Annotated in this window: 12 protein-coding genes; 2 read left to right on the top strand and 10 right to left on the bottom strand. The window is 47.3% G+C overall.

The genetic code is table 11. The features are described from left to right. Positions 1 to 90: 90 nt before the first annotated feature. From KNQ13_RS14715 to KNQ13_RS14680, 8 genes are all read right to left on the bottom strand, one after another. Positions 91 to 870, bottom strand: a complete 780-nt coding sequence (locus KNQ13_RS14715) for a GNAT family N-acetyltransferase (RefSeq protein WP_051590482.1) — start codon at positions 868 to 870, stop codon at positions 91 to 93. A gap of 105 nt (positions 871 to 975) precedes the next feature. Further along, entirely contained in the window at positions 976 to 2,127 is a 1,152-nt protein-coding gene (locus KNQ13_RS14710) for an amino acid permease (protein WP_209548350.1), read from the bottom strand. 219 nt (positions 2,128 to 2,346) lie between these two features. After that, the gene (locus KNQ13_RS14705) at positions 2,347 to 4,149 is read right to left on the bottom strand and encodes a mechanosensitive ion channel (protein WP_014969351.1); all 1,803 of its coding nucleotides are present in this window, start codon (positions 4,147 to 4,149) and stop codon (positions 2,347 to 2,349) included. Positions 4,150 to 4,337: 188 nt separating this feature from the next. Continuing rightward, positions 4,338 to 5,744: an MBL fold metallo-hydrolase gene (locus KNQ13_RS14700; RefSeq protein WP_209548349.1), complete on the bottom strand. Its 1,407-nt coding sequence runs from the start codon at positions 5,742 to 5,744 to the stop codon at positions 4,338 to 4,340. 32 nt (positions 5,745 to 5,776) lie between these two features. Further along, on the bottom strand, positions 5,777 to 6,076 hold the full coding sequence (locus tag KNQ13_RS14695) for a rhodanese-like domain-containing protein (protein ID WP_014969349.1): 300 nt from the start codon (positions 6,074 to 6,076) through the stop codon (positions 5,777 to 5,779). Between the two features lie 249 nt (positions 6,077 to 6,325). Then, positions 6,326 to 8,197 carry an ABC transporter ATP-binding protein gene (locus KNQ13_RS14690; RefSeq protein ID WP_026830663.1) on the bottom strand — a complete coding sequence of 624 codons (1,872 nt, stop codon included), beginning with the start codon at positions 8,195 to 8,197 and terminating at the stop codon, positions 6,326 to 6,328. Beyond that, on the bottom strand, positions 8,194 to 9,918 hold the full coding sequence (locus tag KNQ13_RS14685) for an ABC transporter ATP-binding protein (protein ID WP_026830662.1): 1,725 nt from the start codon (positions 9,916 to 9,918) through the stop codon (positions 8,194 to 8,196). Before KNQ13_RS14685 ends, KNQ13_RS14690 begins: the two co-directional genes overlap by 4 nt. Beyond that, positions 9,911 to 10,399 (bottom strand): MarR family winged helix-turn-helix transcriptional regulator, encoded by a 489-nt coding sequence (locus KNQ13_RS14680; protein WP_014969346.1) that lies wholly within the window; start codon positions 10,397 to 10,399, stop codon positions 9,911 to 9,913. Before KNQ13_RS14680 ends, KNQ13_RS14685 begins: the two co-directional genes overlap by 8 nt. 499 nt (positions 10,400 to 10,898) lie before the next feature. Here KNQ13_RS14680 and KNQ13_RS14675 point away from each other — a divergent pair, with 499 nt between their 5' ends. Next, complete coding sequence (locus tag KNQ13_RS14675; protein WP_160166519.1) at positions 10,899 to 11,441, top strand: class I SAM-dependent methyltransferase; 543 nt, start codon at positions 10,899 to 10,901, stop codon at positions 11,439 to 11,441. Positions 11,442 to 11,483: 42 nt separating this feature from the next. On the opposite strand, the gene KNQ13_RS14670 is transcribed toward KNQ13_RS14675, so the two are convergent. Beyond that, positions 11,484 to 12,353, bottom strand: a complete 870-nt coding sequence (locus tag KNQ13_RS14670) for a cation diffusion facilitator family transporter (protein WP_014969343.1) — start codon at positions 12,351 to 12,353, stop codon at positions 11,484 to 11,486. 301 nt (positions 12,354 to 12,654) lie between these two features. Between KNQ13_RS14670 and KNQ13_RS14665 the strand changes: the two genes are divergently transcribed. Next, the gene (locus KNQ13_RS14665) at positions 12,655 to 12,978 is read left to right on the top strand and encodes a thioredoxin family protein (RefSeq protein ID WP_014969342.1); all 324 of its coding nucleotides are present in this window, start codon (positions 12,655 to 12,657) and stop codon (positions 12,976 to 12,978) included. 45 nt (positions 12,979 to 13,023) lie between these two features. On the opposite strand, the gene KNQ13_RS14660 is transcribed toward KNQ13_RS14665, so the two are convergent. Next, entirely contained in the window at positions 13,024 to 13,323 is a 300-nt protein-coding gene (locus tag KNQ13_RS14660) for an excalibur calcium-binding domain-containing protein (protein WP_014969341.1), read from the bottom strand. Between the last annotated feature and the right edge of the window lie 268 nt (positions 13,324 to 13,591).

The raw sequence follows: 13,591 nt of genomic DNA, 5'->3' as shown, positions 1-13,591 counted from the left end.
CGGGGTTAGCCTGATCAGGTTTCGACCGTCAGGTCGGATAACTCAGGAATCCTCCACCTCTAAGTGAAGCGTAGGTGGAGGTAGTTCAAATCAGATCGTTTGACTCATGACGAATTGTTTTAACTCCCGTTGCTTCCAACCAGCTTGACGCAAATCTTTCCACACTTGTTGATTGGTCGACTGCAACTGATAACGGGTTCCCGTCAAACGGCGTGTCGCTTCCGTCGCGATTCGTGCCACTTCTTCTTCTTCCGTTACAATCGCAAAAATCGACTCATGGGCGGTCGCAATGAACGCTCCGTCGAGTTCAAAATACTGTGCTTGCGCCTGCTTCATTACCGTCTGATCTTGTTGCCAGATGTATTCCCCTTGCTGTATGTAGCGTCGCTCAAATGCAACAGCATCAATCTCGATAAGCGGCTCCGTCTGGTCGGGTTCTTCCCGAAGAAAATAGCCGAGTTCGTCGACTGTGCGGTAACCAAATTTCTGATAGAGCGAAATGGCCGGCTCATTTCCCTGAATGACTTCAAGCATCAGACAGTCGACGTTCAAGGACTTGGCATAACTCAGTTGCGCTTCATATAAGGCTTTGGCGATTCCAAGCCGCCGGTACTGCGGATCGACTCCCAGTCCCCCACAACGCATGACTGTCTTTTTCTTGATTGTCTTCAGTCCGTTTAACCAAATCGCGACCGGTCGTTCGCCGTGGTAGGCGATAAAGGAATGCTCGAGCTGATTGCCATCGCGTTTTAAAATCCGTTCTTGAAACACCTCGAGCGAAAGCCCCAGTGGAATCATATAGTCGCTGAACCCTTCCTTCATCACTAAAAATGCCGTTTCTGTATCAGGTGCCCGTTTAATATGAATCATTTCGGATCGCCCCTTTCTTTACAATCGTTCGCCTTTTTGCTTGTTCATTCCTGCAAAAAAACAAACAAAAAAAGCCATCCAGAAACGTGCCTGGATGGCTAAATCTCATTGGTGCAATTTTGAGCGTGTTCTTCCGTACAGGAAGTAAACAGCAAGTCCAATTCCTGTCCAGATAAAGAACGCGATCCATGTCGCTTTCACAGGTGTATGGGATTTCTCATTTACGTCCGAGAAGATTTTTGGCAGTAACCCGTCACGACTCATCGCGAACAACAGACGAACAAGACCAAACGTCATGACGAGGATGACGGTCGTCATACCAACGATTGCCCCTAAGTCAACGAATCCAGCGACCCAGTCCTGACCAGCGACTTTTAATGCGAGTGAAACCGGGCTGTCGACGCCTTCAAATTGTTTGAACGGGACGATTCCGACCATGATGGCCGATACGACGACATACAAAACGGTGACGATTGCAAGCGATCCTAAGATCCCGATCGGTAAGTTACGGCCTGGATCCTTCACTTCTTCTGCTGCTGATGTGACGGCGTCAAAACCAAGGTAGGCGAAGAAAGCGATTGCTGACGCCTGCAAGACACCACTGATACCGAACGGTGCGAATGGTGTGTAGTTACCAGGTTCGACGTACCAGATCCCGACGACGATGAACAAGATGACGACGGCGACTTTGACGAGGACCATGATATTGTTGACTCGTTTTGTTTCCTTGATTCCCATCGACAGTAAAAACGTGATGACCATCAAAATCAAGAAGGCCGGTAAGTTAAAGAATGTTTCACTGCCGGGTACAGCACCCGGTGCAGCCGTCAACATCGTCGGTAACCCAATGCCGAAGCCGGATAACAACGATTGGAAGTAACCGGACCAGCCTGTTGCGACCGCACTCGACGCTAAACCATATTCCAAAATGAGACACCAACCGATAATCCAGGCAACGAGTTCTCCGATTGTCGCATACGTGTAGGTGTAGACACTACCTGACACAGGAATCATCGATGAAAATTCTGCATAACAGAGGGCGGCTAATGCACAGACAATAGCAGAAATAATAAAGGCGACCGGTAAAGCAGGTCCTGCATACAACGCCCCTGTTCCAGTTAAGACGAAAATCCCCGTCCCGATAATAGCACCAATACCGAGTAAGACCAGATCAAAACCCGATAAATGCCGTGCCAGCTTGGAATGACTTTTTTGATCCATCATGACACTGACATCTTTTTTGCGAAGCAAACTCATAAAACACCCTCCGAACTTTCTCTTTTTTCTGAATATTCAAATCATTTTCCAGTTGACTTTCTTATCATAACAAACGATGTCAGCTTTTATAAGCATAACTTTCTGTGTTTTTTCACAAATTGGTCAAACCAGTTTTGTCGTTTTTCTACAATACAGCTATGCGGCACAGCAGATAAGCAAAAAAACTCCTTCGCCGGAACAGCGAAGGAGTCAGTTGATTTACGGACGGTCGTTCGGATGATCCAGATTCGGACCACGGTTCGTGTCCGGATCGATCGGGTAATCGTCCTGTTGTGCTAAATCATTTTCAGGAAGTGCACCCTTTGGCGTACCATGTGTCGGGTTCACATTCGTTGATGATGATTTAGAAGCTTGTGGTGCTTGATCTGGTGTCACATCATCTGCTGCTTTTGACGCTGCACCTTTAGCTGCTTCTTTTAAGCTTGGCTTCGTCGAAGCAGACGGTGTGTTGTTTGTTGGCAGGTTTGATGTGTCGATGTCTGTGTTTTCGGCTTTTTTCTGTAAACGATTGAGGTAACGTGAAGCGTTATCACGACCACCTAAACCAAATGCAAGTCCGAAAGCCAGTGCAACCGCACCAAGGATCAAGATGAACGCTGAATTGACGATTGTAGCTGCCACACCAAGTTGATCAAGTGCCATGAAGACAGCAAGAGCAAGAATGGCGTATTTCGCGACGCTCGACAGAACTTTTAAATCTGAGTTGGCGAACAGGCTGTCCATCGTACGTTTCACCAAGTTACTGATGATGATACCGATGGCCAAGATGATGATCGCAGTCAAGACACTCGGAAGGAAGGCAAGAACAGCACGACCCAGGTCAACCATGAACTCAAGACCAATCAAGTTGAAGGCTTCGACGACGAACAAGACGACGATGACGATCTCAACAAGTGATCCAACGATTGATGATGGTGATGTCGATGCATTGTTTGCATCCCAGCTACCGACTTTCAAGTGACGCGTCAAGTTGTTAAATCCGAGGCGCGACAAGAGGTCAGCAACGAATTTTTTAACAAAACGACCGATATAGAGACCCACAAGGATCAAGACAACACCGATGATGATGTTTGGAATCATACCAAGGACATCATTCAACATATTGATGGCTGGTCCTGTGATTCCTTTGATGTTGAGCTGATCAAGTGCCGAAATCGTGATCGGAATTAAGATCAAGATGAAGACGACTGTACCAAGGATTGAAGAAAGTGATTTTGTGTCTTTTGGTTCGTTTGTACCAATGTTGAAGCGTGAAGCAAATTTGTCTGTTCCGACAGCATGCAGGAAGTTCGTCACGATGTCGCGAACGATTTTCGCAACAAGGAATCCGACGAAGAAGATAGCTGCTGCAGCGATCAGACGTGGGATGAATCCAAGGAACGACGATAGTAACTGACTGAACGGTTCCGAAACACTTTCGATGTTAAGGGCACCGAGTACACCCGGCAAGAACAGTAACAACACAAGATAGAAGACGATTTCGCCTGCAATCTTCGGATAGTTAGACAGATCCGTTTGACCTTGAAGCATTTTGTTCGAACGGATTTTTTCGTTCGACATCAACTTCGTTCCACCTTTGACGATGACCATGCGGAGAACAACCGCGATGACGTAAGCAAGAAGAAGAATCAAGGCTGCTTGCAAGATGTTCGGGATTGCCGCGAGCAAGGTGCTCATCGTAGCCGCGAGTGGTCCTGCAATGATGTTAAGGTTCAAGATGTTGAAGACTAAGATTAAGACGAACACCATCAAGAGCCAGAAGATGACAGTCCCGATAATTTTTTCCGGTGTCCACTTTTTCTTTTGTGGTGGCGTACCTTCTTTTTGTGGTGACAACTTGTTGACGACACCAGATTTTTCCAATGCCTTTTGAATGCCGTTTGCGATCAGTTTCGCAATCAGCCATCCGATAAGGAATACGATAAGTGCTCCTAAAATGTTACCGAGAGTCCCAAGGATCCCGTTTACGTCAAATGACGTACTGTTCCAAAAGTTGTTCATCCTGCCACGCTCCTTCATTTCTAAATAAATTAATATATTTCCGACACTTCTTTAATTTCCCCGGCTTAAGGAATTATTAAACCACTTTTAACCTGAAAGTGGGATTTTGTGAATAGTATTTAAAAAAATGGCTGATTCTATTAAGAACCATCCATTGGAAAAAAATTATGCTTTTTAGTATGTCACTGTCACGATTCCGTTAAGGCTTGTTGGTTGAGGACCGTTTGAACCGCCGCATATCCACCATCGATATTGATGACATCCTTAATCCCAAGTGCTTGCAGCACACTGACTGCCATCCGTGAACGAACACCGGACGCACAATGCACCGCGACGGGACGATCGGTCGGAATCTCTTCGTAACGTGATGCCAGTTTCCCGAGCAGAATCCGTTCGGCTTTTTCATAATGTCCGCCGTCCCATTCCGTTTTGTTCCGGACATCCAGGACAAAGACGTCACCTGCTTCTGCCGCTCCTACTGCTTTTTCTGCACTACAGTCCGGATACCGTTCCGTCAATTGTTCATTCGGTAAACCTGCGACATCGATCAGTGTCACAAAACGATCGAGACCAACCGATTGGAGATCCGTCTGGATCGTCTGAAGTTGATTCGGTTCCGCAATCACAGCAATCTCATGATCAAAATCGAGTAACCATCCCGCCCACGTGACGAACTTCGAGTTGTAAGGAATGTTGATCGTCCCCGGGATATGACCCGCTGCAAACGATTTTCCGTTACGTGTATCGACGACTTGCATCGTTTTGACCAATTCGTTTACTTCTGTAGCGTCTGCGACACGTGGTGAAGAAAGTGTCGTCGTCACGGCAATCCCTTCTTTGTTGACGCGTTTCATCGTCGCAAAGTAATTGGGTGGTTCAGGCTGATCCGTCGTTAATTCTTTAACGAATGCGACTTCGTCCTCCATCTGCAACGCCCAGTTCGTCCGTTTTTCATAACCGACTGTCGTCGTCGGAATCGCACCAAGTGCTTTCCCACAAGCACTGCCGGCACCGTGCCCCGGCCAGACTTGGACGAAATCCGGCAACGCTTTGAATCGTTTCAACGACTCGAACATCTGCTTCGCTCCGACGGCTGTCGTCCCTTGAAGACCTGCTGCTTCTTCAAGTAAATCCGGACGTCCGATATCACCGACGAAAACGAAATCTCCCGTAAAGATCCCCATCGGTACCGTCTGGCTGCGATCATATAACAAAAATGAGATGTGTTCCGGTGTATGACCCAGTGTATGCATGACTTCAAACGTCACGTTTCCGATTTTAAAACGGTCGCCGTCCGTCACGAGTTTCGCTTCGATGTCCGAAGCAAATCCGTACTTCCAGTCGGCGTCCCCTTCGTCAGACAGATAGGCCGTCGTATCGAATCGTTCGGCAAACTCGCGGGAACCGGAGACGAAATCAGCATGGATATGTGTTTCTGCCGTCGCGACGATGTGTAATCCTTCTTTTGCCGCTTCTTTGAGATACCCTTCGATATTACGGGAGGGATCAATGACAATTGCCTCGCCCGTCATCTGACAGCCGACCATATAAGAAGCTTGTGCTAACTTTTCATCATAGAAATAACGTAATAACATGGTAGTTCCCCCTTAAAAGTAATCAGAATGTGTTATTCAGTGATGTCGCCCTGCCAACTCATCATGCCGCCATCCACGTTCGTCACATCGAAGCCGGCCTGCTCCAGATACATTGATGCATTCATGCTCCGTCCACCGGATAAGCAGATGACATGAAGCGGTCGTGTTGCCTCCAATTCATGGGTCCGTTCTGTCAGTTCGGATAACGGAAGATTTTTCGCCTGCTTGATATGACCTGCTGCATATTCATCCGTTTCGCGGACATCGATTAATTGAGTGGTTGGATTTTGCTCTAATGTTTGTTCTAACTCGTTTGCCGTAATATTTTTCATCTTGTTTGCTCCTTTGCTAAATAAGTTCCTGCCAACAATATACCCCTACAGGTATACTAAGACAAGAAAAAAGATTGTACAAAAAAAGACAGCACCCTGGTTGGGTACTGCCACAAGCTGTCGCTTAAATGCTCATCTACAATCTAAATTCTTTGATTCACTCGACTCCTACAGGGAAAAGCGCAGGTACCTGCGCTGTCAGAGACGGACAAGCCATTTCCGCGTCCACTTCCCCTGAATCGGTTTTCCTTAGACCACTTCTTTTTCTGAGAACTGACTGTTGTAGAGATCCGCATAAAAGCCGTTTGCTTTGAGTAATGCTTCATGTGTCCCTTGTTCAATGACACGGCCTTGATCCATGACCAAAATCAAATCCGCATCCTTGATCGTCGACAGACGGTGGGCGATGACAAAACTTGTCCGTCCTTCCATCAACCGTTTCATCGCTTTTTGAATGAAGATTTCCGTCCGCGTATCGACGCTTGACGTCGCTTCATCGAGAATCATGATCGGTGGGTCGGCGAGGACCGCCCGGGCAATCGTCAACAACTGTTTTTGTCCTTGTGAGATATTCGACGCTTCTTCGTTCAAGACCGTATCGTATCCGTCCGGTAACGTCCGGATGAAGTGGTCGGCGTGGGCCGTTTTTGCCGCTTCAATGATTTCATCTTCCGTCGCCCCGATTTTCCCGTAGGCGAGATTGTCACGAATCGTTCCGTTAAAGAGCCACGTATCTTGGAGCACCATCCCGAACGTCGTCCGTAAATCTTCCCGTGACATCTTCCGTGTATCGATCCCGTCAATCCGGATGACACCCCGATTGAGTTCATAGAACCGCATCAACAGGTTGATCAACGTCGTTTTCCCGGCACCGGTCGGACCAACGATCGCCACCGTTTGACCCGGTTTGACGTCGATATTCATATCTTCGATCAACAACTGTTCGCTGTAACCGAAGTCGACGTGTTCAAAGGCAACCGCTCCGTCGGCTTTCGTCAACTGATGGGTCGTGACTTCTTTGATTTCCTCTTCTTCATCCAACAGTTCAAAAACCCGTTCTGCTGCCGCGACCGTCGACTGGACGATGTTGGCGATGTTTGCCGTCTGGGTGATCGGTTGCGTGAACTGGCGGGTATAGGTGATGAACGCTTGAATGTCCCCAATCGAGATGCTGCGCTGGGTGACCAGAATCCCCCCGACGACACTGATCAAGACATAACTGATATTCCCGATGAACATCATCATCGGCATGATGATCCCGGAGATGAACTGGGCTTTTCGCCCCGCTTCATATAATTCGTCATTGACGGCATCAAATTGTTCAACCGCTTTTCGTTCATGACCAAACGCTTTGACGACCGGATGACCGGTATACATCTCTTCGACGTGCCCGTTTAATTGTCCGAGTGTCCGTTGTTGATCGGCAAAGTACTTTTGTGACCGTTTTAAGATCGGACGAATGGCAAAAATCGAGAGCGGTAACGAGACAAGTGAGATCAATGTCAAGATCGGACTGATCGTCAACATCATGATCAAGATCCCGACAATCGTCACGATCGAGGTGATGAAGGATGTCACACTTTGTTGCAACGTACTGCCGATCGTATCGATGTCATTCGTGACACGACTGAGCGTCTCGCCGTTTGGACGCCCGTCATAATACTTCAGCGGTAAACGTTCGAGTTTCTGATTGACGTCTTCGCGTAAATCATAGACCGTTTTCTGGGCGACACTCGACATGATGTATTGCTGAATGTAACTGAACAGGCTGCTGATGACGTACAGTCCGGCGAGTAATAACAGAATCTGCCCGATTTTCGTAAAGTCGATCTCTGCTCCCGGAACTCCTTGGAACTTCGCGTACGCCCCTTCGAACAGTTCCGTGATGGCCGTTCCCATGATTTTCGGTCCGGCAATCATGAAGACCGTACTGAGAATCGCAGCGATGAAGACAGCAATCAAGGCCGTCCGGCGTGGCTTCAGATAACCGAGCAACCGGCGGAACGTCGCTTTGAAGTTTTTCGGTTTTTCGCCCATCATCATCATGTTCCCGCCGCCGGGACCACCACCTGGTCCACCTGGAGGGCCGCCGGCAGGACGTTTTGTTGTACTTGTACTCATGCGATCTCCTCCTCTGACAGTTGGGATTTGACGATTTCTTGATAGACGTCGTTTGTTTCATACAGTTCGTCATGCGTTCCGATTCCGGCAATGCGTCCTTCTTCAAGGACGATGATTTGATCGGCATCCATGACCGTACTGACACGTTGTGCAACGATCAAGACCGTTGCCTCACCCGTTTCCTGCTTCAAGGCTTTGCGTAACGTCGCGTCCGTCTTGAAATCAAGTGCTGAGAAACTGTCGTCAAAGACATAGATGTCGGGTTTGCGGACAAGTGCCCGAGCGATTGACAACCGTTGTTTTTGACCACCGGAGACGTTGGATCCGCCTTGTTCAAGGATCGAGTCATACTGATTTGGCATCCGTTCAATGAAATCCGTCGCTTGGGCGACACGCGCTGCATGTCGAATTTCTTCGTCCGTCGCATCCTCTTTCCCGAAGCGGATGTTGTCCGCGATCGTTCCCGTGAACAACAGCGCTTTTTGCGGCACAAAGCCGATCTTTGAGCGTAATTCCTCTTGCGGGACAGCCTGGCTGTCGACACCGTTGACTTGAATACTGCCGTTCGTCACGTCATAAAACCGGGGAATCAAGTTGACGAGCGTCGATTTCCCGGAGCCGGTTCCGCCAATCACGGCCGTCGTTTCACCCGGTCGAGCCGTAAAACTGATATCGGATAAGACCGGAGCTTCCGCGCCCGGATAACTGAACGTCACATGATCAAAGACAAGGGTTCCACGTTCGCGGTCGGCAGAAGCTGTTCCGGCATCGACCATCGTCGGTTCCATCTCCAACACTTCATTGATCCGTTTCGCCGAGACGGCAGCACGGGGAATCATGACGAACATGACCGATGCCATGACGAGGGCAAACATGATTTGCATGACATATTGAATGAACGCCATCAAATCCCCGATCTGCATCCCGCCGTTGTTGATCCGGATTCCACCGAACCAAATGACACCAACAACCGTCAAGTTCATCACAAGCATCATGACCGGCATCAAAAAGGCCATGATTTTATTGACTTTGATCGAGACGTCCGTCAAGTCGGCATTCGCTTTCGTTAACCGAACCTTTTCTTCCGATTCACGATTAAAAGCCCGGATGACACGAATCCCGGTCAGATTTTCCCGTAAAACCAAATTCAAGCGGTCGAGTCGTTTTTGGACTTGTCCGAACAGCGGAACCCCTTTCCAGAGGATCAACAAGATCGATACGACCAAAACTGGCATCGCGGCGACGATGACGAGTGACAGTTTGGCGTCTTTCGAGACGGCCATGATCAAACCCCCGACGAACATGATCGGCGCACTGACGACCATACGCAACATCATGATGACGACTTGCTGGACTTGCGTGATATCGTTCGTCGTCCGGGTAATCAAAGACGCCGTTCCGACTTGATCAAACTCTTGTAACGTAAACCGTTCGACGTGGTTAAAGACTTTCCGGCGGATGTCGCGCCCAAGTCCCATCGCCGCCTTTGAGGAATAATAGCTGGCAGTAATCGCGGCGAGTGCACCGAGCCCGGTAATCCCCAGCATGACCGCTCCGATTTTCCAAATGTACGCCGTATCGCCCGTCACAACACCGTTATCGATGATGTCCGCCATCAAGGTCGGTAAATACAAATCGGACATCGATTGGGCGAAGACGAGAATCAAGACGGCGAAGACGGCCCATTTATAGGTCGTCAGATTTTTGAGTAACTTAATCATCTGCACAGCCTCCGTTTCCTGGTGACAAGATGTCTTTTAATCCGTCTGCAATTTGTTCGTGCGTCTTGAGCATCTGTTCAAAGGCAGCCGGGTCAATCTGATCGAGGACCTGTTCGAGCCGTTGTTGCATCCCCGCCTCCTGCCGCTTGATCGCATCGACGAACTGCCGTCCGTGATCACTTAAATTCAAGACGACCTCGCGCCGGTTGTCCGGATTCGTTTCCCGGATCACCCAGCCTGATTGAACAAGCCCTTCAATCGATTGACTGAGCGTACTTTTCGGTAAATGCGTATGTGCGGCAAGTTCCTTTTGGGTAATCGGGCTTCTTGGCGCAATCGTCATCAAGCTGTGAAATTGCGGTAAACTCAGTCCATTTTCCTGTGCCGTCTGATGGGCTGCCCGAACGAGATGCCGCTGGACATTCCAAAAAGATTGCATCATTGCCGTCGAACGGACCGGCTCACGTTGTTCCGTTTCCATCCTTCCACCTCCATGTTCCATTTTGAATCGTTCCATATCGAACGATTATCTATATAAATTAAATTACGCCGATTAATTCCCAATGTCAATCAATAAACAATGTGAAAATGCACATATTCATCATCGAGCGATTGGTCGTTTCAAGTATCATGAAGTATCTTCAAAATCAAGGGAATTGTCAGGAAGGAGAAACTGAGTTGCTACATAGGATGGGATTATATGAAGAACCTTTTCAGTCAATCGTTGTCAAAAAAAGTGGTCGAAATCCGCTTGAATGATCAAAAGCAACAAGCTGTCCAAGTCCATGACTTGTGAAAGGCAACCTATACGATATACTCAAGAGAATCAGAGAAACAAGTTGGCGCACTGGCATTAACGATCGAACGGAATTTTTAAACGGAAGGAGCGGATCACCATCATTGCAACCATTAAACGTTTCATTGATCAGCAATATGCACATCCTACAGGACGGTTTGGCACATACATCGGGGAAAAAATGGTGAGGCAACATCAACCGGAGACTGAGTGGACCGTAAATCTGCTGAACGTCCAAAAAGAGGACACCATTCTAGAACTCGGCTGCGGGGCAGGTTATGCCATCGAACGACTTGTCCATCAATCATTAGCGAAACAGATTGTTGGTGTCGATTCTTCTTCAACCATGATTCGTTCCGCACAAATCAGAAATAAACAGGCCATTCGGTCGAATCAAGTCAATATCGTATACGGCGACCTAAACAAATTAGCTTTTCCAAACGAGCAGTTCGACAAAGTATTTACTATACACACGCTCTATTTTTGGGAAAACATCTCCGGTACCTTAGCAACTCTCTACCATGCCTTAAAACCGGGCGGTCATTTTGTCATCACGTTCTGTGACAGTAAAAATGATGTCATTTGGACCGGTGTGAGAGACTTAGTCCAGGTCGAACTCCTTCCTGCGGCAAAAAAACATGGATTTTCCGATGTTATCTTTGTCGAAGGTCCTGTTTCAAGACAATTCCATACTGTTGCAGTGATGGGATATAAACCCCTGAATTAAAAAAGAACGATCGTCAGAAGACGATCGTTCTTTTTATCTGCTTCATTCCGGCTCGACATGGACATGAATGTCGTAGACGCCGTACTCATCGGTCAACGTATCCTCGACCTTCGTCGCGATATCGTGCGCTTGATGGACATTCAGTTGCGAATTGACGAGAATCACGACATCGACGACTTCATTGTTGCCGTAATTTCGGCCTTTGATCGATTTAATCCCTTTGACGCCGTCAAGATCATAAATCACATCTTCATACATTTTGAGTTTGTGTTCATCAAAGCCGTCCGACAGTTCATGAGACGCTTCCGAGAAGATATCCCACGCGGTCTTACAGATCAAGAACCCGACGATGATCGCCGTCACGATATCGAGCCACGGCATCCCGAACTGGGAACCGACGATTCCGACTGTCGTCCCGATACTGACCCAGGCATCGGACAAGTTATCCTTAGCGGCCGCCATGACCGCCTTGCTGTCAATTTTCCGTGACAGGTTCCGGTTGTAACGGTAGACGAAGTACATCACGATGGCAGAACCAATCCCGACATAGGCCGCGACGATGTCAGGCGACTCCTGTTTGCCTTCGAATAACGTCGAGATCGTATCAATCAATACTTGGAGACCAACTGCCATCATAATGAAGGAAGCGACCATCGAAGCAATCGTCTCACTTTTCCAGTGCCCGTATTTATGATCATCGTCTGCCGGACGTCTTGAGATCCGTAATCCGATTAAGACGGCAATCGATGCAATGATGTCTGTCGTATTGTTCAAACCATCCGCTCGTAAAGCCGCTGAATCCGCCGTGTAGCCGACAATTAATTTAACAATTGATAACACAATATAGGCAATGATGCTAATAATCGCACCACGCTCACCAAGCTTTAAATTATCATATTTTTGTTGATCCATTTTTGTCGCCCCCACTCGCTCTGTCGATTAGCAAACCTCATCGTAACAGGTTGAAATCAAGTGGGTCTATAGAAATCATTTTGCTTAAAACTAGTTAATTAATAAAAGACCAATAGTTTTTCCTGAGGGCAATTCATCTTTTGTTGTTGCATGGTGCTTCTTGTGCAATTTGCGCATACTGAACGCTGTTTCACTCTACAACATTTTTGCAGAAACTGGATATCCTTCAATCATAATTCGTGCATCTTGCCCTTGGAATCAGTACACTGAAACTACACACATTAACAGGGGGAACTAACACATGAGTAACTACATTAAAAGTGAAGATACGTTTAAAGAATTGATCGCAAGCGACACACCGGTCATCATCAAGTTCGAAGCCGACTGGTGCCCGGACTGCAAACGGATGGACTACTTCATGCCGGACGTCGAAGCACAATTCAGCGAACTGCCGATCTATACGATCGACAAAGATGAATTCCCGGAAATCGCATCGGACAACGTCGTCATGGGGATTCCAAGCCTGCTCGTCTTCCAAAACAACGAGAAACTGGGTCACTTGCACAGTGCCAACGCAAAAACACCGGACGAAGTCACAGACTTCCTCAAGAAAAACTTCAACTAAACAGACGAAGACCCGCTTTCCGAAAAATCGGAAGCGGGTCTTTTTTTAACGTTCGCAGGCGATGCCGTCTTTGTCACGGTCACTTTTTGTATTAAGGTTATACGTCGCTAAGCTGACATAAGCTTTGTATTTTGTCTCTTTGTAGATGGCTTTGCCGTTTTTGTCGTAGCCGGTCCGGTTTTTGAGTCCCGCCTTCTTCGAAACTCCACCCTTGTACGTTTTCTGCATCTCCGTACAGTTTTTGAATGCCTTGGCTTTCGTCGCCGCGTGACTTTCAGCTGATGTCACACTGATCAATGAGAGACTAAGTACACCTGTCATGATGAGTTTTACTGCTTTGTTCATGTCAATTCTTCCTCAATTCTGAAATTCCAAATTTTAGTGATAATTTGATTATAGAGTATTTTATTAGAAGATGCTTTTTTATTTTTGACATTTATTTATTAACTTTGTCTTACTTACCTGTTTATATTTCCTATTGTTATTTTTAAAATTCCATTCCCATTTTTTAATAATATGTTATATTTTGGCTCATCACCATAAGGTGTGGTTGACACATAAAATCCATCGGATTTTAAATCGAACATAGAAAAAAAGCGAAAACCCCGGTATC

Origin of the sequence: Exiguobacterium sp. s128, assembly GCF_018618815.1 — a bacterium.
GTDB lineage: Bacteria > Bacillota > Bacilli > Exiguobacteriales > Exiguobacteriaceae > Exiguobacterium_A > Exiguobacterium_A antarcticum.
The sequence above is the reverse complement of the archived record's forward strand: the minus strand, read 5'-3'. Positions and strand labels throughout refer to the sequence as shown.

Coding starts and splice junctions, on each gene's coding strand:
- KNQ13_RS14715 (WP_051590482.1), bottom strand. CDS start 870: ATGATTCATATTAAACGGGCACCTGATACAGAAACGGCATTTTTAGTG.
- KNQ13_RS14710 (WP_209548350.1), bottom strand. CDS start 2,127: ATGAGTTTGCTTCGCAAAAAAGATGTCAGTGTCATGATGGATCAAAAA.
- KNQ13_RS14705 (WP_014969351.1), bottom strand. CDS start 4,149: ATGAACAACTTTTGGAACAGTACGTCATTTGACGTAAACGGGATCCTT.
- KNQ13_RS14700 (WP_209548349.1), bottom strand. CDS start 5,744: ATGTTATTACGTTATTTCTATGATGAAAAGTTAGCACAAGCTTCTTAT.
- KNQ13_RS14695 (WP_014969349.1), bottom strand. CDS start 6,076: ATGAAAAATATTACGGCAAACGAGTTAGAACAAACATTAGAGCAAAAT.
- KNQ13_RS14690 (WP_026830663.1), bottom strand. CDS start 8,197: ATGAGTACAAGTACAACAAAACGTCCTGCCGGCGGCCCTCCAGGTGGA.
- KNQ13_RS14685 (WP_026830662.1), bottom strand. CDS start 9,918: ATGATTAAGTTACTCAAAAATCTGACGACCTATAAATGGGCCGTCTTC.
- KNQ13_RS14680 (WP_014969346.1), bottom strand. CDS start 10,399: ATGGAAACGGAACAACGTGAGCCGGTCCGTTCGACGGCAATGATGCAA.
- KNQ13_RS14670 (WP_014969343.1), bottom strand. CDS start 12,353: ATGGATCAACAAAAATATGATAATTTAAAGCTTGGTGAGCGTGGTGCG.
- KNQ13_RS14665 (WP_014969342.1), top strand. CDS start 12,655: ATGAGTAACTACATTAAAAGTGAAGATACGTTTAAAGAATTGATCGCA.
- KNQ13_RS14660 (WP_014969341.1), bottom strand. CDS start 13,323: ATGAACAAAGCAGTAAAACTCATCATGACAGGTGTACTTAGTCTCTCA.